The organism is Ideonella oryzae, assembly GCF_024055665.1.
In the GTDB taxonomy this organism is placed as follows: domain Bacteria; phylum Pseudomonadota; class Gammaproteobacteria; order Burkholderiales; family Burkholderiaceae_C; genus Ideonella; species Ideonella oryzae.
The window spans coordinates 282,214-304,440 of the sequence record NZ_JAMXMC010000002.1; the positions used below are offsets into that span (position 1 = coordinate 282,214).

Annotated in this window: 21 protein-coding genes; 13 read left to right on the forward strand and 8 right to left on the reverse strand. The window is 70.4% G+C overall.

The window, feature by feature from the left end; genetic code table 11:
* The first annotated feature begins 11 nt into the window (after positions 1 to 11).
* Positions 12 to 1,577 (forward strand): ubiquinone biosynthesis regulatory protein kinase UbiB, encoded by a 1,566-nt coding sequence (gene ubiB / locus M0L44_RS03990; RefSeq protein WP_252768332.1) that lies wholly within the window; start codon positions 12 to 14, stop codon positions 1,575 to 1,577.
* Positions 1,578 to 1,687: 110 nt separating this feature from the next.
* On the forward strand, positions 1,688 to 2,125 hold the full coding sequence (locus M0L44_RS03995) for a hypothetical protein (protein ID WP_252768334.1): 438 nt from the start codon (positions 1,688 to 1,690) through the stop codon (positions 2,123 to 2,125).
* Positions 2,126 to 2,193: 68 nt separating this feature from the next.
* Here M0L44_RS03995 and M0L44_RS04000 read toward each other — a convergent pair whose 3' ends face one another.
* Positions 2,194 to 3,321, reverse strand: coding sequence for a polyamine ABC transporter substrate-binding protein (locus M0L44_RS04000; RefSeq protein ID WP_252768336.1), 1,128 nt, complete (start codon positions 3,319 to 3,321; stop codon positions 2,194 to 2,196).
* A gap of 146 nt (positions 3,322 to 3,467) precedes the next feature.
* On the opposite strand from M0L44_RS04000, the gene M0L44_RS04005 reads away from it, so the two are divergent.
* The 9 genes from M0L44_RS04005 to clsB all read left to right on the forward strand — a co-directional run bounded on the left by M0L44_RS04005 (position 3,468) and on the right by clsB (position 12,961).
* Positions 3,468 to 3,776 (forward strand): FmdB family zinc ribbon protein, encoded by a 309-nt coding sequence (locus M0L44_RS04005; protein WP_252768337.1) that lies wholly within the window; start codon positions 3,468 to 3,470, stop codon positions 3,774 to 3,776.
* A gap of 13 nt (positions 3,777 to 3,789) precedes the next feature.
* Positions 3,790 to 4,449 (forward strand): DUF502 domain-containing protein, encoded by a 660-nt coding sequence (locus M0L44_RS04010; RefSeq protein ID WP_022982300.1) that lies wholly within the window; start codon positions 3,790 to 3,792, stop codon positions 4,447 to 4,449.
* Positions 4,450 to 4,584: 135 nt separating this feature from the next.
* On the forward strand, positions 4,585 to 6,375 hold the full coding sequence (aspS, locus tag M0L44_RS04015; protein ID WP_252768338.1) for an aspartate--tRNA ligase: 1,791 nt from the start codon (positions 4,585 to 4,587) through the stop codon (positions 6,373 to 6,375).
* A 310-nt stretch (positions 6,376 to 6,685) separates the two neighbouring features.
* The gene (locus M0L44_RS04020; protein WP_252768340.1) at positions 6,686 to 7,873 is read left to right on the forward strand and encodes a S53 family peptidase; all 1,188 of its coding nucleotides are present in this window, start codon (positions 6,686 to 6,688) and stop codon (positions 7,871 to 7,873) included.
* Positions 7,874 to 8,059: 186 nt separating this feature from the next.
* Positions 8,060 to 9,325 (forward strand): hypothetical protein, encoded by a 1,266-nt coding sequence (locus M0L44_RS04025; protein ID WP_252768341.1) that lies wholly within the window; start codon positions 8,060 to 8,062, stop codon positions 9,323 to 9,325.
* Positions 9,326 to 9,393: 68 nt separating this feature from the next.
* Complete coding sequence (locus M0L44_RS04030) at positions 9,394 to 10,326, forward strand: prenyltransferase (protein ID WP_252768342.1); 933 nt, start codon at positions 9,394 to 9,396, stop codon at positions 10,324 to 10,326.
* Positions 10,327 to 10,360: 34 nt separating this feature from the next.
* A complete protein-coding gene (gene nudB / locus M0L44_RS04035; protein WP_252768343.1) occupies positions 10,361 to 10,843 on the forward strand; it encodes a dihydroneopterin triphosphate diphosphatase in 483 nt (160 codons plus the stop codon).
* Positions 10,840 to 11,664 (forward strand): endonuclease/exonuclease/phosphatase family protein, encoded by an 825-nt coding sequence (locus M0L44_RS04040; RefSeq protein WP_252768350.1) that lies wholly within the window; start codon positions 10,840 to 10,842, stop codon positions 11,662 to 11,664. The genes nudB and M0L44_RS04040 overlap by 4 nt, the downstream gene beginning before the upstream one ends.
* Position 11,665: 1 nt before the next feature.
* Positions 11,666 to 12,961, forward strand: coding sequence for a cardiolipin synthase ClsB (clsB, locus tag M0L44_RS04045; RefSeq protein ID WP_252768351.1), 1,296 nt, complete (start codon positions 11,666 to 11,668; stop codon positions 12,959 to 12,961).
* Positions 12,962 to 12,970: 9 nt separating this feature from the next.
* Here clsB and M0L44_RS04050 read toward each other — a convergent pair whose 3' ends face one another.
* The 6 genes from M0L44_RS04050 to hutC are packed head-to-tail and all read right to left on the reverse strand — an operon-like array spanning position 12,971 to position 18,135.
* Positions 12,971 to 13,381: a DUF805 domain-containing protein gene (locus M0L44_RS04050; RefSeq protein ID WP_252768354.1), complete on the reverse strand. Its 411-nt coding sequence runs from the start codon at positions 13,379 to 13,381 to the stop codon at positions 12,971 to 12,973.
* A 33-nt stretch (positions 13,382 to 13,414) separates the two neighbouring features.
* Positions 13,415 to 14,821 carry a formimidoylglutamate deiminase gene (hutF, locus tag M0L44_RS04055; RefSeq protein WP_252768355.1) on the reverse strand — a complete coding sequence of 469 codons (1,407 nt, stop codon included), beginning with the start codon at positions 14,819 to 14,821 and terminating at the stop codon, positions 13,415 to 13,417.
* Positions 14,818 to 15,639 carry an N-formylglutamate deformylase gene (hutG, locus tag M0L44_RS04060; RefSeq protein WP_252768357.1) on the reverse strand — a complete coding sequence of 274 codons (822 nt, stop codon included), beginning with the start codon at positions 15,637 to 15,639 and terminating at the stop codon, positions 14,818 to 14,820. Before hutG ends, hutF begins: the two co-directional genes overlap by 4 nt.
* Positions 15,636 to 16,880: an imidazolonepropionase gene (gene hutI / locus M0L44_RS04065; protein WP_252768358.1), complete on the reverse strand. Its 1,245-nt coding sequence runs from the start codon at positions 16,878 to 16,880 to the stop codon at positions 15,636 to 15,638. The genes hutG and hutI overlap by 4 nt, the downstream gene beginning before the upstream one ends.
* Positions 16,877 to 17,419 carry a HutD/Ves family protein gene (locus M0L44_RS04070; protein ID WP_252768360.1) on the reverse strand — a complete coding sequence of 181 codons (543 nt, stop codon included), beginning with the start codon at positions 17,417 to 17,419 and terminating at the stop codon, positions 16,877 to 16,879. The genes hutI and M0L44_RS04070 overlap by 4 nt, the downstream gene beginning before the upstream one ends.
* Complete coding sequence (hutC, locus tag M0L44_RS04075; RefSeq protein ID WP_252768361.1) at positions 17,416 to 18,135, reverse strand: histidine utilization transcriptional repressor HutC; 720 nt, start codon at positions 18,133 to 18,135, stop codon at positions 17,416 to 17,418. The genes M0L44_RS04070 and hutC overlap by 4 nt, the downstream gene beginning before the upstream one ends.
* An 87-nt stretch (positions 18,136 to 18,222) precedes the next feature.
* On the opposite strand from hutC, the gene hutU reads away from it, so the two are divergent.
* Positions 18,223 to 20,010, forward strand: coding sequence for a urocanate hydratase (gene hutU / locus M0L44_RS04080; RefSeq protein ID WP_252768362.1), 1,788 nt, complete (start codon positions 18,223 to 18,225; stop codon positions 20,008 to 20,010).
* Positions 20,011 to 20,016: 6 nt separating this feature from the next.
* Positions 20,017 to 21,564, forward strand: coding sequence for a histidine ammonia-lyase (gene hutH, locus M0L44_RS04085; protein WP_252768363.1), 1,548 nt, complete (start codon positions 20,017 to 20,019; stop codon positions 21,562 to 21,564).
* A gap of 12 nt (positions 21,565 to 21,576) precedes the next feature.
* On the opposite strand, the gene M0L44_RS04090 is transcribed toward hutH, so the two are convergent.
* Entirely contained in the window at positions 21,577 to 22,191 is a 615-nt protein-coding gene (locus M0L44_RS04090; protein WP_252768365.1) for a hypothetical protein, read from the reverse strand.
* Positions 22,192 to 22,227: the final 36 nt, after the last annotated feature.

The window sequence follows — 22,227 nt, forward strand, 5'->3', positions numbered from 1 at the left end:
CCGGCGCGCCCATGCGGTATTTCATGCGTCTGGCCTTCATCGTCCTGACCCTGCTGCGGCACGGGGTGGACGATCTCGTGCTTTCCCGCTTCGACCAGCACCGCTGGCTGCGGATGCTGTCCTGGGTCACGACCCGCGGCCGGCGCCTGGACGCGCCGCGCGGCCAGCGCCTGCGTCTGGCCCTGGAGGCCCTGGGCCCCATCTTCATCAAGTTCGGCCAGGTGCTCTCCACCCGGCGCGATCTGGTGCCGCCAGACATCGCCGACGAGCTGGCCCGGCTGCAGGACCGGGTGCCGCCCATTCCGGCGGCCCAGGCGCGCCGCCTGATCGAGCAGGGCCTGGGCCAGCCGATCGAGGCGGTGTTTGCCAGCTTCGAGAGCGAGGCCGTGGCCAGCGCCTCGATCGCCCAGGTGCACTTCGCGGTGCTCAAGGATGGCCGCGAGGTGGCGGTCAAGGTGCTGCGCCCGGGCATGCTGGACGTCATCGAGGACGATCTGGCCCTGCTGCACACCCTGGCCCGCTGGGTCGAGCGCCTGTCGGCCGACGGCAAGCGCCTGCGCCCGCGCGAGGTGGTGGCCGAGTTCGACGGCTATCTGCACGACGAGCTGGACCTGGTGCGCGAGGCGGCCAACGCCGCCCAGCTGCGGCGCAACATGGCCGATCTGCCGCTGATCCTGGTGCCCGAGATGCACTGGCAGTGGTGCAGCGAAACGGTCATCGTGATGGAGCGGATGAAGGGCATCCCCATCAGCCAGACCGATCGCCTGCGCGAGGCCGGCGTGGACATCCCGAAGCTGGCGCGCGACGGCGTGACCATCTTCTTCACCCAGGTCTTCCGCGACGGCTTCTTCCATGCCGACATGCACCCGGGCAACATCCAGGTCAGCGTCGATCCGGCCACCTTTGGCCGCTACATCGCGCTGGACTTCGGCATCGTCGGCACCCTGACCCAGGTCGACAAGGAGTACCTGGCGCAGAACTTCCTGGCCTTCTTCCGGCGCGACTACCAGCGCGTGGCCGAGCTGCATGTGGAAAGCGGCTGGGTGCCCCCCAACACCCGGGTGGATGCACTGGAGGCGGCGATCCGCGCCGTCTGCGAGCCGCACTTCGACCGGCCGCTGCGGGAGATCTCGCTCGGTCAGGTGCTGATGCGCCTGTTCCAGACCTCGCGCCGCTTCAATGTGGAGATCCAGCCGCAGCTGGTGCTGCTGCAGAAGACCCTGTTGAACGTCGAGGGCCTGGGCCGCGAGCTGGACCCGGACCTGGACCTCTGGTCCACCGCCAAGCCCTTCCTGGAGCGCTGGATGAACGAGCAGCTGGGTTGGCGCGCCCTGGTGCGCCAGCTCAAGGCCGAGGCGCCGCGCTACGCCCAGCTGCTGCCCGAATTGCCGCGCCTGGTGCACCAGCGCCTGCAGGAACGTCCCGGCCGCGAGCCCGATCCGGTGCTGCTGGCCCTGCTGCGCGAGCAGCGCCGCACCAACCGCCTGCTGTCCGCCGGCCTGTGGAGCGCGCTGGGCTTCCTGCTCGGCGTGATGGTGGCCCGCCTGGTGGTGCAGTTCCACGGCGGCGGCTACTGAGCGAACTGCGCATTCCGTCACACCCGGCCGCTTGCGGCCGTCCACGATCGGTCGATAGAGGGGGCAGATGCGGCCCCTGGCGGGCCGGGTGGATTGTGTGGAGGCGGATCATGCGGTGGTGTGTGGCAGGGTGGGGGCGTCCGGTGCTGGCGCTGGGCCTGGTGCTCGGCTTGGCGGCCTGCGGCGGCGGCGAAGGGGATGATGGGCTGGAGACCTACCAGGCCACAGCCTATGCCGGGACCCTGTCGGGTGGTCTGTCCGGCAGCCTGAACTTCACCGCCGAGGACAAGTACGGCAACCTGAGTGGCACGGCCACCGTGGACGGCCAGCTCTACTGCCTGAGCGGCACCCGCGAGGACGACACGGTGGACCTGGCGCTCACCGGAAGCGCCGGCCAGGGCCGGATCTCGGCCCAGATGGACGGCGAAGCCCTCCGGGGTCAATGGACGCTCACCCTGGACGGGCAGACCCGCGGCGGCACCGCGGTGGCCACCGAAGCGGCTGCGATCAGCCCGGACACGGCGGCCTGCACCACGGCCATCGACTGAAGGCTGGCCCGGACTGACCCCATGAAAAAAGCCGCCCCTCGGGGCGGCTTTGTCATGCTCGGGCCGGTTTACTTGCTGGCCTTGAAGTGGGTGAAGACCCGGGTCTGCACCCGCTTGATGTCCTGTGGCACGCTGTCCGGCGGCGTCATCTTGGCCATGTCCGTGGCGCTCAGGAAGATGCTCGGGTTGCTGGCCACGTCCTTCTTCACGAACTTCAGCGAAGCCTTGTTCGGGTTGGCGTAGAACACCTTGTTGGTCAGGCCGGCATGCACCTCGGGGCGCAGGATGTAGTTGATGAACTTCAGCGCGTTCTTCGGGTGCGGCGCATCGGCCGGAATGGCCATCGAGTCGAAGAACAGCGTGGCGCCCTTTTCCGGGATCAGCGCTTCCAGCTTGACGCCGTTCTTGGCCTCGATCGCGCGGGCGCGGGCGATGTTGATGTCACCCGAGTAGCCCATCACCGCGCACAGCGAGCCCTGGGCCATCTCGTCGATGTAGCCCGAGGACGAGAAGCGGGTCACGTAGGGGCGGACCTTCTGCAGCATGTCCTCGGCGGCCTTGTAGTCGGCGGCATTCTTGCTGAAACCTGGCTTGCCCACGTAGAGCATGGCCACTGGCAGCACCTCGGACGGTGAATCCAGGAAGCTCACGCCGCAGCCCTTGAGCTTGGCGGCGTACTTGGGATCGAAGATCAGCGACCAGGCGTTTTCCGGCATCGGCAGGTCGCCCAGGGCCTTCTTGACCTTGTCGACGTTGATGCCCACGGTGACATAGCCCCACAGCCAGTCCACCAGGTACTGGTTGCCCGGGTCCACGCTCTCCATCTGCTTGAGCAGGGCCGGGTCCAGATTGCCCCAGTTGCTCAGCTGGCTGCGGTCGAGCTTCTGGAACAGGCCGGCGGCGATCTGCTGCTTGGCGAAGTGGGCACCGGGCACCACGATGTCGTAGCCGGTCTTGCCCGCTACCAGCTTGGCATGCAGGATCTCGTTGTTGTCGTAGTTGTCGTAGTGGACCTTGATGCCGGTTTCCTTCTCGAAGTTGGCCAGCGTGTCCGGGGCGATGTAATCGGACCAGTTGTAGATGTTGAGCACCTTGGGCTCGTCGGCGGCCAGGGCGGCGCCGGCGGCCAGGCCGCCGAACAGCGCGGCCAGGGTTGCGGGCAGCCAACGGCGCCATGCAGAGGTCTTCACATCCATCTCCTTTCAGCGGGGTTGCAGCCCTGCCGGGGTGGCGCAGGGCGGGCGCATTCTAGGGCCGGCACCTGGGGGTGCGCCTGAACCTGCATCAGACATGGGGCCTCCGTATAATTCCGGGTTCATCCTGTTGTCTTCCTCTTCCAGCCATGCCGATCTACGCCTACCGATGCGCCGCCTGCGGCCACGCGAAGGACGTGCTGCAAAAGATGTCCGATGCGCCGCTGACCACCTGCCCGGCCTGCGGGGCTGAACAATTCCAGAAGCAGGTGACTGCCGCCGGGTTCCAGCTCAAGGGTTCCGGTTGGTATGCCACCGATTTCCGGGGTGGCTCGGGGGGCACCTCCGCCGCTGCGCCCGCCGCCACCTCCGCACCAGCGTCGTCCGACACTGGCGGCAGCAGCGGTGGCGACAGCGGTCCCTCCACCCCCTGTGGCGGCTCCTGCGCCTGCCACTGAACGACTGCCCCCAGTGAAGAAATACCTCATCGCCGGCCTGCTCACCTGGCTGCCCCTGGCCATCACGGTCTGGGTGCTGCTGTGGGTCCAGGGCCTGCTCGACGGCGTGTTCCGCATGCTGCTGAAGGTGGCCGGCGTGGTGCTGCCCGAAGGCGCGGCCGACGGCCTCAGCCACCTGGGCACCTGGCCGGGGATGGGGGTGCTGGTGATGCTGGTGCTGATGCTGGCCACCGGCATGTTCGTGACGAACATCTTCGGCCAGTGGTGGCTGCGCCAGTGGGATGCGCTGATGAGCCGTATCCCCATCGTCAAGTCCATCTACAGCTCGGTCAAGCAGGTCTCCGACACGCTGTTCTCGAGCAACGGCAACGCCTTCCGCGAGGCCGTGCTGGTGCCTTACCCGCATGCCGGCTCCTGGACCATCGCCTTCGTCACCGGCAAGCCCGGTGGCGAGGTGGCCGAGCAGTTGGGCGAGGAGCATGTCAGCCTGTACGTGCCCACCACGCCCAACCCGACCTCGGGCTTCTTCCTGATGATGCCGCGCCGCAGCGTGCGGCCGCTGCAGATGAGCGTGGACGAGGCCCTCAAGTACATCATCTCGATGGGCGTGGTCACGCCCCCGGCCGGGCATGCGCACGGGCCGGAGGAGGCCGACCCCAATCCGGTGGGCTGAACGCATCCGGCCCACCTCCCCGCGTTCAGTCCTGAGGGTCGCTCCCCGCCCCTGGGTCCTGTCCCCCGAATCCTTGCCGGAGCCGGCACCATCCCCGCCGTCTCCCCCCTGAATCCGAAGCACGGAGTGCATTCCATGAGAACCACGTACTGCGGCCTGGTCAGCGAAGCGCTGATGGGCGAAACCGTCACCCTGATGGGCTGGGCCCACCGCCGCCGCGACCACGGTGGCGTCATCTTCATCGACCTGCGCGACCGCGAAGGCCTGGTGCAGATCGTCTGCGACCCGGACCGTCCGGACATGTTCAAGACCGCCGAAGGCGTGCGCAACGAGTTCTGCCTGAAGATCGTGGGCAAGGTGCGGGCCCGGCCGGCCGGCACCGAGAACACCAACCTCGTGTCCGGCAAGATCGAGGTGCTGTGTCACGAACTGGAGGTGCTGAACCCCTCCGTCACGCCCCCGTTCCAGCTCGACGACGAGAACCTGTCGGAGACCGTGCGCCTGACCCATCGCGTGCTGGACCTGCGCCGCCCGCAGATGCAGCAGAACCTGAAGCTGCGCTACCGCGTGGCCATGGAGGTGCGCAAGTTCCTGGATGCGAACGGCTTCATCGACATCGAGACGCCGATGCTGACCAAGTCCACGCCCGAAGGCGCGCGCGACTATCTGGTGCCCAGCCGCGTGCACGACGGCCACTTCTTCGCGCTGCCGCAGTCGCCCCAGCTGTTCAAGCAGCTGCTGATGGTCGCGGGCTTCGACCGCTACTACCAGATCACCAAGTGCTTCCGTGACGAGGACCTGCGCGCCGACCGCCAGCCCGAGTTCACCCAGATCGACATCGAGACCTCCTTCCTGGGCGAGGAGGAGATCCGGGCCATGTTCGAAGGCATGATCCGCTCGGTGTTCAAGAACGCCATCGGCGTGGAGCTGCCGGTCTACCCGGTCATGACCTACGCCGACGCGATGTTCAAGTACGGCTCGGACAAGCCCGACCTGCGCGTCAAGCTCGAGTTCACCGAACTGACCGACGTCATGAAGGACGTCGACTTCAAGGTCTTCTCGACCCCGGCCACCACCCCGGGCGGCCGCGTGGTGGCCCTGCGCGTGCCCGGCGGCGCCGACATGTCGCGTGGCGAGATCGACGGCTACACCGAGTTCGTCAAGATCTACGGCGCCAAGGGCCTGGCCTGGATCAAGGTCAACGATGTGGCCAAGGGCCGCGACGGCCTGCAGTCGCCGGTCGTGAAGAACCTGCACGACGCCGCCATCGCCGAGACCCTGGCCCGCACCGGCGCCTGCAATGGCGACTTGATCTTCTTCGGCGCCGACAAGGCCAAGGTGGTGAACGACGCCATCGGTGCGCTGCGCATCAAGGTCGGCCACAGCGAGTTTGGCAAGTCCAAGGGCCTGTTCGACGACCGCTGGGCGCCGCTGTGGGTGGTCGACTTTCCGATGTTCGAGTACGACGAGGGTGAGGACCGCTGGAACGCCTGCCACCACCCCTTCACCAGCCCGAAGGATGGTCATGAGGAACTGATGACCACCAACCCGGGTGCCTGCGTGGCCAAGGCCTACGACATGGTGCTCAATGGCTGGGAACTGGGCGGCGGCTCGATCCGTATCCACCGCGCCGACGTGCAGGCCAAGGTCTTCGAGGCCCTGAAGATCACGCCGGAAGAGCAGCGCATCAAGTTCGGCTTCCTGCTGGACGCGCTGCAGTACGGCGCGCCGCCGCACGGTGGCCTGGCCTTCGGCCTGGACCGCCTGATCACCCTGATGACCAAGGCCGAGTCGATCCGCGACGTGATCGCCTTCCCCAAGACCCAGCGCGCCCAGTGCCTGCTGACCGGGGCCCCGTCGATGGTCGACGAGAAGCAGCTGCGCGAGCTGCACATCCGCCTGCGCAACGTCCAGGCCGCGGTCTGACCCCCTGGTCCTGACCCCAGCCCTGCTGGAAACGCCCCGGAGAGATCCGGGGCGTTTTTGCTTTCTGGGGGCCACGCGGGGCCCGCCGGGGTGACGACATAGGGGGGTGAGCGCTGTCGGACCGGGATCGACAGACTTCGGACAGGTTGACGGCCGGCCGTCGGCGCAGCATCCGTCGCCTGACACGTGGCCTCACTCGAGACCGCGGTCGCGTGACTGAAAGTGCCCCGCCGCACCGGAGGCGTTGCCCACGAGGAATGTCATCTCGGGTGACGGGGAATGTTGTGACAAATGCAGAGGAGTCAGTGGTATGCGAAGAATCAAGCTCCGTCATTGGGGCATGGCGTTGGCCGTGGCGGCCCTTCAGCTGGCAGGCGCCAGCGCAAGCGCTCAGGATCTGGCCGCCGGCCCGGTTCTCAAGAAGGTGTTGTCCCGCGAGGTTTGCGGGCATGACGTGGCCGAGGGGCATGCCCGCTGCCATTCGCACATCGTGCTGGACCGCAATGGCAATGACCTGACCGCCACCACGCCCAGTGGGCTGAGTCCGGCCAACCTGCGCTCGGCCTACAAGATCACGGGCACCGGCTCGGCATCAACGGTGATCGCCGTGGTGGATGCCTACCACTACGCCAACGCCGAATCCGATCTGGCCGTCTATCGTTCGCAGTTCGGCCTGCCGGCCTGCACCAAGGCCAATGGCTGCTTCAAGCAGGTGGACCAGAACGGTGGCACCAAGTACCCGTCGGGCAACAAGGGCTGGAACCAGGAAGCCGCGCTGGACCTGGACATGGTCAGCGCCATGTGCCCGTCCTGCAGCATCATGCTGGTCGAGGCGTCTTCCAGCAGCATGAGCAACCTGGCCACGGCCGCCAACACCGCAGCGCAGCTGAGCGGCGTGCGCGCCGTGAGCAACAGCTACGGCGGCAGCGAGTCGGGCAGCACCAGCTATGACGCCCTCTACAACCACCTGAATGTGGCCATGGTGGTGAGCTCCGGTGACAGCGGCTACGGCGTGCAGTACCCGGCCTCCTCGCCGCATGTGACCGCCGTGGGTGGCACCTCGCTGAAGACGGCCTCCAACAGCCGCGGCTGGACCGAGACCGCCTGGAGCGGCGCGGGCAGTGGTTGCAGCACCGTGTATGCCAAGCCGAGCTGGCAGACCGACAGCGGCTGTGCCCTGCGCACCGTGGCCGACGTGTCGGCCGTGGCCGATCCGGCCACCGGCGTGGCGGTGTACGGGCCCAAGAAGATCGGCACCCAGTCCGCCTGGCAGGTCTACGGCGGCACCAGCGTGGCCGCGCCCGTCATCGCCGGCATCTACGGTGTCAACGGTGGCCCGGTGACCTATGGTTCCGATCCGTACAGCCACACCAACTCGCTGTTCGACGTGACCTCCGGCAGCAACGGCAGCTGCAGCCCCAGCTACCTGTGCACCGCGGGTGTGGGCTACGACGGTCCGACCGGTCTGGGCACGCCCAACGGTTCCACCGCGTTCTGATGACGGTGGTTTGACGGGCGTCATTGGCGCCCCCTGACAGGGCCCCGCTTCGGCGGGGCTCTGTCGTTTTCAGGGCATGATGCAGGCGCAGCAGTACCGTGGGGCCTGAGCTGTACCCCTTCCTTGTCGAGCCGTCATGGGCCTCCGGGAACGGGGACTCAGGCGGCATGTGCGAAAGGGCACGCCATGTCATCACGCCGGGTACTGTCGCGGGCCTGCCGTCTCGTCTTCACACTGTGGGCCACGGCCGCAGGCGGCCTGCCCGCCGGTGCCCAGGCGACGTTGCCCGAAGTCCAGGTCTCCACCAGCCTGCTTCTGGACTATGAATTCGACTGGGGCCGCGACGGTGTGAGCTGCCCCAGTTGCAACCAGGGTGCGGGCAATGCGCGGGTGGCCTTCGTCGATTCGCTCAGGCGCCTCTGGGTGGCCGATGTGGATGTGCTCACGGGCAACTTCGTGCCCGCCAATGGCCGGGGCATCCTGGTGGACAGCAACGCGGCCTTGACCTCCACCTACCTGAACGGCCCCGAATGGGTGAACTCCCAGCTGGGGTCGCAGCTGGTCTACAACAAGTACCAGACCGGTGCCGCGCCCAGCGACCAGACCGTGGGATTGGGCGTGGCCTCCTTTGACGGCACCGCCTGGAGCTCGACCCTGCTGGGCAGCAGCCTGGGCAAGGTCAATCCCATCGGCTCCGGCGATGCCGGCGACACCGCGCCCATCCTGCACTACCAGAACACGTCCACCAGCGCAGCCTTCGCGCGCCGGGAACTGGAGCCCACCAGCCAGGTTGCGCTCTCGGTCTGCGTCGGCACCGCCAGTTCCTCCCGTCGTTCGGTGCCCGGCACCCACAAGATCATCATCACCGGGGTGGCGGGGGCCGGGCTGTACCAGATCTTCCTGTACGACATGGACACGGGCGTCACCGAGCAGTTGACGGATGAGTGGGCCAGTCTCAGCGGCGCCTTCATGTGGCCGGCACCGGAGTACGGTGGCGAGTATGTGTTCTTTGCCGTGCGTAACGGGCAGGAGATCGTTGTCTACCGCCAGCTGCCTGATGGCCAGGGCCAGCCACGCTGGACGGCCGTGCTGAGCCAGGGTATGCCGGATGCCGCCTACCCCTTTGTGTGGTCGCCGGAGTACTTTGTCCACAACGGACGCTCCTACATCTTCTTCCAGATGAACGCGAGCCCCGTGGCCTTGAACTACACCCAGCCCAGCCGCCTGGCGATGATGGGCATCACCCCGGAGACAGGGAACATCGTGATGCTGACCCCCGACGACGCCCCGGTGCGTGCGCGCACCGACCCGGAATACTTCATCACCACGCAGGGGCCCTTCATCTACTACAACCGCTATCGGACGGTCTCGGGCCTGCCGGTGTCGGAAGGGGTCTGGCGCGTGGACACGGGCCTGGGCGCGCCGGCGACCGGGCTCGGTGTGGGCCGCTGACATCGCCCTCCCGCCCGTCTTGACCAATCTCAAGCGACTGAATCGGGCGGGCCGTCATCCTTGACGGCATGAGGGAGACATCGATCCAGTCCGCTCCAGGACGCTGGCTGCTCGCCAGCCGGCCGGGGTTTGTCGTGGTGACCTTGGTGGCGGCGGCCCTGGGCATTGCCCAGGCCCAGGCCTGCGGCTGTGGCTGGGATGCTCCGGCGGCCGTGGCCACGCTGCTGCTGGCTGCGCTGGCCCATGCGGCCATCAACCTCTACAACGACTATGGCGACGCGGTGGGTGGCTCCGACGCCGTCAACACCGGGCGCCTCTTCCCCTTCAGCGGCGGCTCCCGCGTGATCCAGGACGGGGTGTTCACTGCCCAGCAGATGCGCGATGCGGCCCGCATGCTGGGTATCGTGGTGGTGGGGGGCGGTCTGGTGCTGGCGGCCCGCGCCGGTCCCGGCCTGCTGCTGGTGGGGCTGTGCGGCCTGCTGCTGGGTTGGGCCTATTCCAGCCCCCGGGTGGCCCTGATGTCGCGCGGCCTGGGCGAGCTGTCGGTGGGGCTGGCCTGGTGGGGCATCGTCGTCGGCGCGGACTATGTGCAGCGCCACGGCTTCAGCGCCATCGCCGCGCTCTCGGGGGTGAGCATGGCTCTGCTGGTCACGGCCATCCTCTGGGCGGCCGAGTTCCCGGATGCGGTGGCCGACGCCCAGGTCGGCAAGCGGACCCTGGTGGTGCGCTGGGGCCCCGTGCCGGCGGCCTGGGGCTACACGGCCCTGGTGTTGTGTGCCCACGCCTGGGTGGCGCTCTGGTGGGCCTGGCAGTGGCTACCGTCCACCGCCTGGTGGGGGTTGGGCTCGGCCCCGCTGTCGCTGGCGGCGGCGGCGCTGCTGCTGCGCCATGCCCGCCAGCCGGACCGGTTGCGGCCGGTCATGGCCCTGTCCATCGCCGCGGCGGTGCTGCACGGGGCCCTGTTGACGGCGGCCTTCGTGGCCATTGCGCGCCTGCGCTGAGGCCGGGGCCTTCCCGCCGCGCTAGGATGCTGGCATGAGCGAGAGCCCCAAGCCGCCCAAGATCCCCGAATCGGTGCTGGTGGTGATCCACACCGCCGACCTGAACGTGCTGCTGATGGAGCGGGCCGACGCGCCCGGCTACTGGCAGAGCGTGACCGGCTCCAAGGACACCCTGGACGAAGCCCTGCGCGAGACCTGCCGCCGCGAGGTGCTGGAAGAGACCGGCATCCGCATCGGCACCGATGCGGTGCCCGACGCGGCCTTGCGCGATTGGTCGCTGTCCAACGTCTATGAGATCTACCCGCGCTGGCGGCACCGCTACCCACCTGGCGTGACGCACAACACCGAGCATGTTTTTGGCCTGTGCGTGCCCGCCGGCATACCGGTCACGCTGGCACCGCGCGAACACCTGCAGTACCGCTGGCTGCCCTGGCAGGCCGCGGCCGATGCCTGCTTCTCGCCCTCGAATGCGGAGGCGATCCTGCTGTTGCCGCGTTTCGCGGTCCCCACCCCATGACGCCCGTCGCCCCGGTCCATCCCGGCCAGCTCAATGCCCTGCCGCCGGCGCGGCGCACCGACACCCCGCGCCTGCGGGTGGCCACCTACAACATCCACAAGGGCGTGCGCGGCCTGGGGCCGGGTAAGCGGCTGGAGATCCACAACCTCGGCATGGGCGTGAAGGCCCTGGATGCCGACCTGGTGTTCCTGCAGGAAGTGCGGCTGTTCAACCAGCGCGAGGCCCGGCACTTCGACCACACCTGGTTCGGCTGGCCGGAAGAAGGGCAGGCCGAGTTCCTGGCGCCCGAAGGCTACGAGGCCGCCTACCGCACCAACGCGGTCACCCGCGACGGCGAGCACGGCAATGCGCTGCTCTCGCGCTGGCCGATCGGCGAGATCCGTCACCACGACGTCTCCGACCACCGCTTCGAGCAGCGCGGCCTGCTGTACGTGCCGGTGAGCTGGCAGGGCGGGGTGGTGCACACCGTGGTGGCCCACCTGGGCCTGATCCATGCCAGCCGGGTGCGGCAGGTGCAGCGCCTGCACGACTTCATCGCCTCGCATGTGCCGGCCGGCGAGCCCCTGCTGGTGGCGGGCGACTTCAACGACTGGGGCGAACGCCTGGACACCCCGATGGCCCGTCTGGGCCTGCTGCGGGCCCGCTCGCCCGATGGTCGCCTGGCCAGCCGCCTGACCTTTCCCTCGCGGGTGCCCGTCTTCGCGCTGGACCGGGTCTACACCCGGGGCTTCCGCTGCGTGCGCAGCAGCGTGCCACGCGGGCCGGCCTGGGCCCGCATGTCCGACCACCTGCCGCTGCTGGTGGAGCTTGAGCTGAGCTGAGATGCCACCCACCGACGCGTCAGCCGATGACACGCCGGTCCATCCCGGCAGTTGGTACATCTTCTCCCGGCCGGTCTTCTTTGGCCACAACGAGGTGCGCCTGCTGCGCGGCGGCGACGAGCTGTTCCCCCGCCTGATCGAGGCCATCGGTCACTCCTTGCACGAGGTCTGGCTGGCCACCTACATCTTCTATGACGATGCCGCGGCCGAGGCCGTGGCCCAGGCCCTGGCGGCGGCCGCGCGGCGGGGCGTGCGGGTGCGCGTGGTGGTCGATGGCTTCGGCTCGCACCGCAGCCTGCCCACGCTGCAGCGCTGGCTGGAGCCGGCAGGCGTGCACTTCACCGTCTTTCGCCCGCTGGAGCGCTGGTGGAACTGGCTGCAGCCCGGGCAGATGCGCCGGCTGCACCAGAAGCTCTGCGTGGTGGATGGGCAGCGCGCCTTCATCGGCGGCATCAACCTCATCGACGACCGCAACGACATCCACCATGGCCGCAGCGAGCGGCCGCGCCTGGACTTTGCCGCCGAGGTGCACGGCCCGGCCGCCATGCCGGTGGAGCAGACGGTGCGCGCCATCTGGACCCGTGCCGCCTTTGGCGAGGACTGGCGCCAGGAGGTGCTGAACCTGGTGCGCAGCACGCGCCCCGTGCGCTCGGCCCGCCAGTACCTGCGGCAGCTGCGCATCCTGCCGCCGCATCCGGCGCTGCCTGCCGGCGATGGCGCGCCGGTGCAGGTGGCCTTCGTCGTGCGCGACAACATGCGCCAGCGCCGGGCCATCGAGCGCAGCCTGATCGACGCCATCCGCCAGGCCGAGCGCCGGATCGACCTGGTCACGCCCTACTTCTATCCGGGCCACTCGTTCCGCCGGGCCCTGATCAAGGCGGCGCGCCGGGGCGTGCGCGTGCGCCTGCTGCTGCAGGGCAAGCTGGACTACCGCATCGCCGGCCTGGCCGCCCGGGTGCTGTACGACGAGCTGCTGGTCGAGGGCATCGAGATCTACGAATACATGCCCGCCTTCCTGCACGCCAAGATGGCGCTGGCCGACGACCACTGGACCACGGTGGGCAGTTCCAACGTCGACCCGCTGTCGCTGCTGCTCAACCTGGAGGCCAATGTGGTGGTGCGCGACGAGGCACTGACCGCTGCCGCCTCGCGCGAGTTCGAGCTGGCACTCACCCAGTCGCAGCACATCACGGTGGCGCCGCTGCGCCGCGGCTGGGCGGCCATGCTGGGCCGTGGCCTGGTGGCCTGGATGGCCCACTGGTACCTGCGCCTGGCCGGCTGGAACGAACGCTACTGAATCCGCAGCTCAGACCACCGGCGGCGGGCCGTAGTCGTTGTCGCCCGGGGTGCCGCGCAGCATGCCGTTTTCGATCAACACCCACAACCAGCCCACCAGCGGGATCAGGTTGACCAGCACCCACCAGGCCGAGCGGTTGCGGTCATGCCAGCGCTTGACCGAGATGGCCAGGGCCGGCCACAGCAGCAGCAGGTTGGTCAGGCCGTCGGCCTGCTCGGCGTCCAACCCCACGATGCCCAGCAGGCCGTTGAACAGCAGCGTCATCAGCAGCAGCCACAGTACACCGTGGCGCCAGAAGGTGGCGCGCGAAATGCGGCCGCGAAAGCTCAGGTAGAGCCACAACGGCGGCAGCGGATCGGCAAAGGGGTTGCCGCCCTCGGCGGGCTGGAGCGGGGGAGAGAACAGCGCGGGCGGCGACATGGGCGCAGTATTCCATGGGGCCCGGTGGTGGCTTCAATGCCACAGCGCGGACATCAGCTGGGTGTAGGCCGAAGGCCCCTTCTCGGCCCTGCAAGAGTGGTCTGCACGCAACAGGCCGTCCCTCAGCACCCAGTCGCCGGCCACCATCACCGCCGCCCAGGGCGTGCCCGGGCCGGTCATCACCAGCGCGTCCAGCCAGCGGTCCATCGGCAGGCCGGCGCACTCGGGCGCGGCCGCGTCGGCCACCAGCAGGTCGGCCCGCGCGCCGGCCTGCAGACCCCAGGCCGCCTGGCCCGCCGCGGCCTGCCCGCCGCGCAGCGCGCTGCGCCACAGGCGGGTGCTGCCGGAGGGCTCGCCGCCGGCCGGATCGGCCGCCACATTGCGCTGCAGGCGCTGCAGGCGCTGGCCGTACTCCAGCCAGCGCAGCTCTTCCCGCCAGTCGCGGGTGACCTGGCTGTCCGAGCCGATGGCCAGCGGCACGCCCGCGGCCAGCCAGCCTGGCAGGTCGGCCAGGCCGTCGCCCAGGTTGGCCTCGGTGCCGGGGCACAGCACCACGCCTGCGCCATGGGCCGCCACCGCGGCTATTTCCTCGGGCGTGCTGTGGGTGGCGTGCACCAGCTGCCAGCGGGCGTCCAGCAGGCCCTGGGCGGCCAGCCACTGCATCGGCCGCTGGCCGGTGGCGGCCAGGCAGTCGCGCACCTCGGCGGGCTGCTCGGCCACGTGGATGTGCAGCGGCACGGCCTGGCCGGCGGCCAGCGTGGCCAGGCGCTGCAGGCTCTCGAGCCGGGCCGCGCGCAGCGAATGCACCGCCACGCCGGCATTCAGCCGCGCATGGCCCTGGGCGTTCACTGCTTGGCAGATTGCCCAGGCGCCGTCGGCATCCAGCCGGAAGCGGGCCTGGTCGGGCCGCAGCGTGGGCTGGCTGAAGCCGGCGCGCTCGTAGATCACCGGCAGCAGGGTCAGGCCGATGCCGGTGTCGGCCGCCGCGTCGATCAGCGCACGCGACAGGGTCAGCGGGTCGTCATAGGGCGTGCCGTCAGGCTGGTGCTGCAGGTAGTGGAACTCGCAGACCTGGGTGTAGCCGCCGCGCAGCAGCTCGCCGTAGAGCTGGCGGGCGATCGTGCGCAGCTCGGCCGGGCCCACCCGGCCGGCCACCCGGTACATGCGGTCGCGCCAGCTCCAGAAGTCGTCCTCGGCGCGGGTGCGCTGCTCGGCCAGGCCGGCAAAGGCGCGCTGGAAGGCGTGGCTGTGCGCATCCACCAGGCCGGGCAGCACCGGGGCCGCCAGCCGCTGCGCGCCGGGTGGGCAGGGCTGGCCCGCCTGCACCGTGGCCCAGCAGCCCTGGGCATCCACCGTCAGCAGCACATCGGCCTGCCAGCCCTCGGGCAGCCAGGCCCAGGGGGCCCACAGGGTTTGAGTCGGGGTCGTGGCGCGGCTCATGCCGTGGCCCCCGGCCGCCAGGCCAGCATCGTGTCCACCAGCCGGCCCAGCAGCGGCTGCACCTGCGCGGCGTGGGCGGCGTCCCAGGCCCAGGGCGGGGCCTCGGTCATGTAGCAGGACCAGCACATCTCCAGCTGGATGGCATGCCGGCCGCGGGCGGGCTGGCCGTAATGGCGGGTGATGTGGCCACCCTTGAAGCGGCCGTCGACCACCTGGGTGCAGGCGTCCTGGCCGGCCAGCACGTCGGCCAGGCGCTGGCGCAGCAGCGGGTCGCAGCTGCTGCCGCCCACGGTGCCCAGGTTCAGGTCGGGCAGCCTGCCTTCGAACAGCCAGGGCAGCTCGGAGCGGATGCTGTGGCCATCGAACAGCACCGCATGGCCGTGGGCGGCCTGCAGGCGGGCCAGCTCGGTGCCCAGCGCGTCGTGGTAGGGCTGCCAGTAGCGGGCGCGGCGGCGCTGCACCTCGGCCGGGTCCGGGGCCTGGCCGGCGCGGTAGAGCGACTCGCCGCTGAAGAAGCGGGTGGGGCAGAGCTCGGTGTTGTTGGCGCCGGGGTACATCGGCGCGTTGTCGGGCGGCCGGTTCAGGTCGATGACGTAGCGCGCGAAGCGCGGCACGATCAGGCTGGCGCCGCGCTCGCACACGAAGGCGTAGAGCTTCTCCAGGTGCCAGTCGGCGTCCTCGGTGGCCAGGGCGCGCGGCACGAAGGCCGCTCGCAGATCGTCCGGGATGGCGGTGCCGGCGTGCGGCACGCTCACCAGCAGCGGGCCGGTGCCGCGCCAGAGGGTGAAGGTCTCGGTCTCCAGGTCGGGGGCGTTCATGCAAGAACCTCCTGGACAGGCTGGCCGGCCCGCACGACGCGGCAGACCGGGGCGTGGCCGAAACGGTAGGCCAGTTCGTTCGGATGGTCCACCGCCCAATGGGCCCAGTCGGCCTGGCGGCCGGGGGTGAGCTGGCCCAGGTGCGCGTGCAGGCCCAGCGCCTGCGCCGCATGGCGGGTGAAACCGGCCAGGGCCTCCTCGGGCGTCAGGCGGAACAGGGTGCAGGCCATGTTCATCATCAGGAGCGGCGACAGCGTGGGCGAGGTGCCGGGGTTGTGGTCGGTGGCCAGGGCGATGGGCACGCCCGCGGCGCGCAGCGCGGCCACGGGTGGCAGCTGGGTGTCGCGCAGGAAGTAGTAGGCGCCCGGCAGCAGCACGGCCACCGTGCCGGCCGTGGCCAGGGCCTGCACGCCTGCGGCGTCCAGATGCTCCAGGTGGTCGCAGCTCAGGGCCTGGTGGCGGCAGGCCAGGGCGGTGCCGCCGCTGTCGCTCAGCTGCTCGGCATGCAGCTTGACCGGCAGGCCCAGCGCGCGGGCGCGGCTGAACAGGCGGTCGATCTGCGCGGGGCTGAAGGCGATGGCCTCGCAGAAGCCGTCCACTGCATCGACCAGGCCCTCGGCCTGCCAGCCGGGCAGCCAGTCGCACAGGGCGTCGATGTAGTCGTCGGCCCGGCCGGCGAACTCGGGCGGCAGGGCGTGGGCGCCCAGCGCGGTGGTGCGCACCGTCATCGGCAGCCGCTCGCCCACGGCCCGTGCCACGCGCAGGCAGCGCGCCTCGTCGGCCTGGCTCAGGCCGTAGCCGGACTTGATCTCCACCGTGGTCACGCCTTCGCGCAGCAGCACCCGGGCGCGGGCCAGCGTGGCGTCCAGCAGGGCGGCGTCGCTGGCGCTGCGGGTGGCCTGCACGGTCGAGCGGATGCCGCCGCCCGCACGGGCGATCTCCTCGTAGCTGGCGCCCTGCAGGCGCAGCTCGAACTCGCGCGCCCGGTTGCCGCCATAGACCAGGTGGGTGTGGCAGTCGATCAGGCCGGGGGTGACGACGCCGCCGCCCCAGTCCTGCTCGGCATCCACCGCCAGGCCGGCCGGCAGCGCGGCCGCCGGGCCGACCCAGGCGATGCGCTCGCCTTCGGTGACGATGGCGCCGTCGGGGATCCAGCCCCAGGGGCTGTCGGGGCTCAGGGTGGCCAGGTGGGCGCCGCGCCAGAGAGCGCGGTTGGGGCGGCGCACCGCGGGGGTGTTCATGGCATGTCCTCCAGGGTGAGCCACCAGGCGCGGGCCGGCGGGTCGATCTGCCAGGCGCCGGGCGCGTCATCGCTCCAGACCAGGGTGTGCGGGGGCAGGGCCAGGGGCTGGGTGCCGGCCCGCAGCGTGGTGGCTTCGGCGGTGTAGAGGCCGCGCCAGCCGGGGCCCGCCTGCCAGGGCTGTGCGGCGGGCCACAGCCGGCCCCGGCCGCCGGCCACCATCAGGTTCAGGTCGCGGGTGGGGCCGGCCAGCAGCGTGCAGTCCGGCGCCAGGGCGCCGTCGAAGGCGTGGGGCGGGCTGTCTGGCGTGAGCGGGGTGTCCATGCCCCCCAGCCGCACGCCCGCGCCGCTGAGCACCTGGAAGCTGCGGTGCACGCCGGGAAAGGGCGAGAAGGGGCCGTCGCGTTCGATGTTGGCCACGCTGACCCGCAGCCGCCAGCCGCCGGGCGCGGGCCAGGCCAGCAGCTCGCGGGTGCGGCCGCCGCCGTTGCGCCAGGGCTGATCGGGCACCTCGGCCCAGCGGACGGTGTGCAGGCTCATGGCGTGAACTCCCCCGCCAGCTGGTAGCGCCGGCCCGGGTAGACCAGGCGGCCCAGGGTGATGGCGTGCTCGCGGCTGAAGGTGCGGCGCACCACCACCAGGCAGGGCTCGTCCTCGGCGATGCCCAGCAGCCGGGCCTCCTGCGCGGTGGGGCGGGCGGCCTCGATGGCGTACTGGGCGCGCCACAGCGCGGTGGCCTCGAACAGGTACTGGGTGGGTGTGCGGCGCGTGAAGTCCTGCGCCAGATAGTCCGGCGCGGCGGCGGGGTTCACATAGCGGTCCTCGCACTGCAGGGCCACGCCGTTGTCGCGGTGCACGATCAGGGTGTGGAAGACGGTGGCCCCCTCGGCCACGCCCAGCTGGGCGGCCAGCGCGGCATGGGCGGGTTCGGCCTGCTGCAGCACCACCCCGCTGTCGTGGCGGTGGCCGCGGGCGGCGATCTCCTCGTGCACATCGTGCAGGGTCAGCGTGGCCGAGACCTTGTTGAGCGCCGCGGCGAAGGTGCCCACGCCCTGTACCCGGTCGACGAAGCCCTCGGCCTGCAGCTCCTTGAGGGCGCGGTTGACCGTCATGCGGCTGACGCCGAACTGGGCCACCAGCTCGGCCTCGGAGGGCATCTGGGCGCCCGGGGCCCAGTCACCGGCGGCGAGCCGGTCCTTGAGGTGCTGCTTGACCCGGGCGTAGGGCGCCAGGGCGGCGGAAGTGTGCGTGACCATGGTGGGGCTGATGCTACTTGCATGAGCTTGTCTAGACAAGTAGCATCCGCCCCATTCGATGTCTGGCCACCCTGTCTGGAGACCGCCATGTCCACTGCCCACACCCCTGCCGGGCCGCGCCCGGTGAAGGCGCCCACCGGCGCCACGCTGCACTGCAAGAACTGGCTGATCGAAGCCGCCTACCGGATGATCCAGAACAACCTGGACCCGGCCGTGGCCGAAAACCCCGATGCGCTGGTGGTCTATGGCGGCATCGGCAAGGCCGCGCGCAACTGGGACTGCTTCGAGCAGATCCTGGCCAGCCTGCGCAGCCTGGGCGAGGAAGAGACCCTGCTGGTGCAGAGCGGCAAGCCGGTGGGCGTGTTCCGCACCCATGCCGACGCGCCGCGGGTGCTGATCGCCAACTCCAACCTGGTGCCGCACTGGGCCACCTGGGAGCACTTCAACGAACTCGACCGCCAGGGCCTGATGATGTACGGCCAGATGACGGCCGGCAGCTGGATCTACATCGGCACCCAGGGCATCGTGCAGGGCACCTACGAGACCTTTGCCGAGGCCGGTCGCCAGCACTATTCGAGCCCCTCGCCCGCCGAGTACGGCGGTCGGTCCCCCGAGGGGACGGCGCCTGGCTTGGGGCGGCCCGGCGCTCAGGCGCCCGCGCCGGCTCCGCTGGAAGGGCGTTGGATCCTGACCGCCGGCCTGGGCGGCATGGGTGGCGCGCAGCCGCTGGCCGCCACCTTCGCCGGTGCCTGCTCGCTCAACATCGAGTGCCAGCAGTCGCGCATCGACTTCCGGCTGAAGACTCGCTACGTGGACGAGCAGGCCGCCGACCTGGACGATGCGCTGGCCCGCATTGCCAAGTACACGGCCGAGAAGAAGGCCATCTCGATCGCCCTGCTGGGCAACGCCGCCGAGATCCTGCCCGAGCTGGTGCGCCGTGTGAAGGCCGGCAGCGCGCCGCGGCCGGACATCGTGACCGACCAGACCTCGGCCCACGACCTGATCAACGGCTACCTGCCCGCCGGCTGGACGGTGGAACAGTGGAAGGCCGCCGCGGCCGACCCGGCCCAGCACGCCGACCTGAAGGCCGCCGCGGCCCGCGGCTGCGCGGTGCATGTGCAGGCCATGCTGGACTTCCAGGCCCTGGGCATCCCGACCGTGGACTACGGCAACAACATCCGCCAGGTGGCCTTCGACCAAGGGGTGAAGAACGCCTTCGACTTCCCCGGCTTCGTGCCCGCCTATGTGCGGCCGCAGTTCTGCGAAGGCCGCGGCCCCTTCCGCTGGGTGGCCCTGTCGGGCGACCCGGAGGACATCCGCAAGACCGACGCCAAGATCAAGGAACTCTTCCCCGAAGAGACCCGGGTGCACCGCTGGCTGGACATGGCCGGCGAGCGCATCGCCTTCCAGGGCCTGCCCGCGCGCATCTGCTGGCTGGGCCTGGGCCAGCGCCACCGGGCCGGCCTGGCTTTCAACGAGATGGTCAAGAGCGGCGAGCTCAAGGGCCCCATCGTGATCGGCCGCGACCACCTGGACTGCGGCTCGGTGGCCAGCCCCAACCGCGAGACCGAGGCGATGAAGGACGGCTCGGACGCCGTGTCCGACTGGCCGCTGCTCAACGCCCTGCTCAACACCGCGGGCGGCGCCACCTGGGTCAGCCTGCACCACGGCGGTGGCGTGGGCATGGGCTTCTCCCAGCACAGCGGCGTGGTCATCGTGGCCGATGGCACCGACGCGGCGGCCCAGCGCCTGTCGCGCGTGCTGTGGAACGACCCGGCCACCGGCGTGATGCGCCATGCCGACGCGGGCTACGACATCGCCCAGCGCTGCGCCCGCGAGCAGGGCCTGAACCTGCCGATGCTGAACAAGGACTGAGACACCATGACCGACTTGACCCTGACCCCCGGCGCACTGACGCTGGACTCGCTGCTGGCGGTGCATGCCGGCGGCACCCGCCTGGTGCTGGACGCCGCCGCGCGCCCGGCCATCCGCGCCAGTGCCGCAGTGGTGCAGGCCGCCGCGGCGGGCGATGCGCCCGTCTATGGTGTGAACACCGGCTTCGGCAAGCTGGCCAACCAGCGCATCAGCGCGGCCGACCTGGCCACGCTGCAGCTCAACCTGATCCGCTCGCACTCGGTGGGCGTGGGCGAGCCACTGGCGCCGCCGGTGGTGCGCCTGATGCTGGCCACCAAGGCCGCCAGCCTGGCGCGTGCCCACTCCGGCGTGCGCGAGGTGGTGATCGACACCCTGCTGGCCGTGCTCAACGCCGGTCTGGTGCCGCTGGTGCCCAGCCAGGGTTCGGTGGGCGCCTCGGGTGACCTGGCGCCGCTGTCGCACATGACGCTGGCCCTGCTGGGCGAGGGCGAGTTCCTGGTGGACGGGCAGCGCCGCCCCGCGGCGCCCGTGCTGGCCGAGGCCGGCATCGCCCCGCTGGTGCTGCAGGCCAAGGAAGGCCTGGCCCTGATCAACGGCACCCAGACCTCCACCGCGCTGGCCCTGCACGGCTTCTTCAGCTTCGAGCCCGTGCTGGAGTCGGCCCTGGTGATCGGCGCGCTGACGGTGGACGCCGCCCGCGGCAGCGACGGCCCCTTCGACCCGCGCATCCACGCGCTGCGCGGCCAGCCCGGTCAGATCGATGTGGCGCAGTACTACCGCAGCCTGCTGGCCGGCAGCGCCATCCGCCAGTCCCACACCGAGGGCGACGACCGCGTGCAGGACCCGTACTGCCTGCGCTGTCAGCCCCAGGTGGTGGGCGCCTGCCTGGACCAGCTGCGCCACGCCGCCTTGGTGCTGGTGCGGGAAGCGAATGCCGTGACCGACAACCCGCTGGTGTTCCCCGAAGATGGGGCGATGATTTCGGGGGGGAATTTCCACGCCGAGCCGGTGGCCCTGGCCGCCGACGCGATGGCGGTGGCCATTGCCGAGGTGGGGGCGATCGCCGAGCGCCGCATCGCCATGCTGATCGACGCCAGCGTCTCGCGCCTGCCACCCTTCCTGACCAGCAACGCCGGCCTGAACAGCGGCTTCATGATCGCCCACGTCACGGCCGCGGCCCTGGCCAGTGAGAACAAGTCCCTGGCCCACCCGGCCAGCGTGGACAGCCTGCCCACCAGCGCCAACCAGGAGGACCATGTCTCGATGGCCACCTTCGCGGCACGCCGCCTGCAGCCCATGATCGCCAACGTGGCCCACATCCTGGGCGTGGAATGGCTGGCCGCGGCCCAGGGCATCGAGTTCCTGCGGCCGCTGGCCAGCTCGGCCGCGCTGGAAGAGGCCCATGCCCTGCTGCGCCGCCACTGCGCGCCGATGCTGACCGACCACTACCTGGCGCCGGACATCGAGCGCGCCAGCGCGCTGGTGCGCGAAGGCGCGCTCTCGGGCATCTTCCGGGCGCTGCCGGACCTGCCCGCGCTGTGGACCCCGACCTGAGGCCGGCGGGCCTCACTCGCCGGCGATGCCGTCCACGATGAGGCCGGGGGCGGCGCCGTCACCGCCCGTCTGCCAGGAGCCCTGGGACGTGGTGGTGGAGAACAGGGTGCCGCTGGCGGCGGTCACCCACACCGGGTTCTGCAGCGCTGGTGCGGCCGATTCGGCCACCACCCAGTAGCGGTGCCCGGCCTGCAGCCAGGGCTTGCTGGCGCTGGTGAAGAACTGCTTGACCGGGGTCCAGCCCAGGGTGTCGACCTTGGCGGTCCAACTGCCGAGCGTGCTGCCGCTGGGCAGCGACTGGCTGCCGCCTTCGTCCAGCGCATCGGTCTGCACGGAGACGGTGACCCGGCCCTGGAAGCTGCCGGAATTGTTCATCAGCCACAGGCCCACCCGGGCCAGACGCACGTCGGCGCCGGTGGGCACCTCGAAGCGGGCGCCCACCTTCTGATCGGTGTAGAGGTCGAAGCCCCAGTAGCCGAACATGCCGCCGGGCTGGTCGGTGCGCACCAGCGAGACATAGCGGGTGCTCGTGTTGGCGCCGGCTTCGGTGGCCTGGGCGGTCACCGGGCTCAGCGCCAGGGGGGCGAGGAGGGCGGCCGCCAGGGCCAGGGGGAGGGGACGCATCATGTTTTCACTCCGGCCGACATCGGCTTGAAAGGGGTT

Coding starts and splice junctions, on each gene's coding strand:
- ubiB (WP_252768332.1), top strand. CDS start 12: ATGCGGTATTTCATGCGTCTGGCCTTCATCGTCCTGACCCTGCTGCGG.
- M0L44_RS03995 (WP_252768334.1), top strand. CDS start 1,688: ATGCGGTGGTGTGTGGCAGGGTGGGGGCGTCCGGTGCTGGCGCTGGGC.
- M0L44_RS04000 (WP_252768336.1), bottom strand. CDS start 3,321: ATGGATGTGAAGACCTCTGCATGGCGCCGTTGGCTGCCCGCAACCCTG.
- M0L44_RS04005 (WP_252768337.1), top strand. CDS start 3,468: ATGCCGATCTACGCCTACCGATGCGCCGCCTGCGGCCACGCGAAGGAC.
- aspS (WP_252768338.1), top strand. CDS start 4,585: ATGAGAACCACGTACTGCGGCCTGGTCAGCGAAGCGCTGATGGGCGAA.
- M0L44_RS04020 (WP_252768340.1), top strand. CDS start 6,686: ATGCGAAGAATCAAGCTCCGTCATTGGGGCATGGCGTTGGCCGTGGCG.
- M0L44_RS04025 (WP_252768341.1), top strand. CDS start 8,060: ATGTCATCACGCCGGGTACTGTCGCGGGCCTGCCGTCTCGTCTTCACA.
- M0L44_RS04030 (WP_252768342.1), top strand. CDS start 9,394: ATGAGGGAGACATCGATCCAGTCCGCTCCAGGACGCTGGCTGCTCGCC.
- nudB (WP_252768343.1), top strand. CDS start 10,361: ATGAGCGAGAGCCCCAAGCCGCCCAAGATCCCCGAATCGGTGCTGGTG.
- M0L44_RS04040 (WP_252768350.1), top strand. CDS start 10,840: ATGACGCCCGTCGCCCCGGTCCATCCCGGCCAGCTCAATGCCCTGCCG.
- clsB (WP_252768351.1), top strand. CDS start 11,666: ATGCCACCCACCGACGCGTCAGCCGATGACACGCCGGTCCATCCCGGC.
- M0L44_RS04050 (WP_252768354.1), bottom strand. CDS start 13,381: ATGTCGCCGCCCGCGCTGTTCTCTCCCCCGCTCCAGCCCGCCGAGGGC.
- hutF (WP_252768355.1), bottom strand. CDS start 14,821: ATGAGCCGCGCCACGACCCCGACTCAAACCCTGTGGGCCCCCTGGGCC.
- hutG (WP_252768357.1), bottom strand. CDS start 15,639: ATGAACGCCCCCGACCTGGAGACCGAGACCTTCACCCTCTGGCGCGGC.
- hutI (WP_252768358.1), bottom strand. CDS start 16,880: ATGAACACCCCCGCGGTGCGCCGCCCCAACCGCGCTCTCTGGCGCGGC.
- M0L44_RS04070 (WP_252768360.1), bottom strand. CDS start 17,419: ATGAGCCTGCACACCGTCCGCTGGGCCGAGGTGCCCGATCAGCCCTGG.
- hutC (WP_252768361.1), bottom strand. CDS start 18,135: ATGGTCACGCACACTTCCGCCGCCCTGGCGCCCTACGCCCGGGTCAAG.
- hutU (WP_252768362.1), top strand. CDS start 18,223: ATGTCCACTGCCCACACCCCTGCCGGGCCGCGCCCGGTGAAGGCGCCC.
- hutH (WP_252768363.1), top strand. CDS start 20,017: ATGACCGACTTGACCCTGACCCCCGGCGCACTGACGCTGGACTCGCTG.
- M0L44_RS04090 (WP_252768365.1), bottom strand. CDS start 22,191: ATGATGCGTCCCCTCCCCCTGGCCCTGGCGGCCGCCCTCCTCGCCCCC.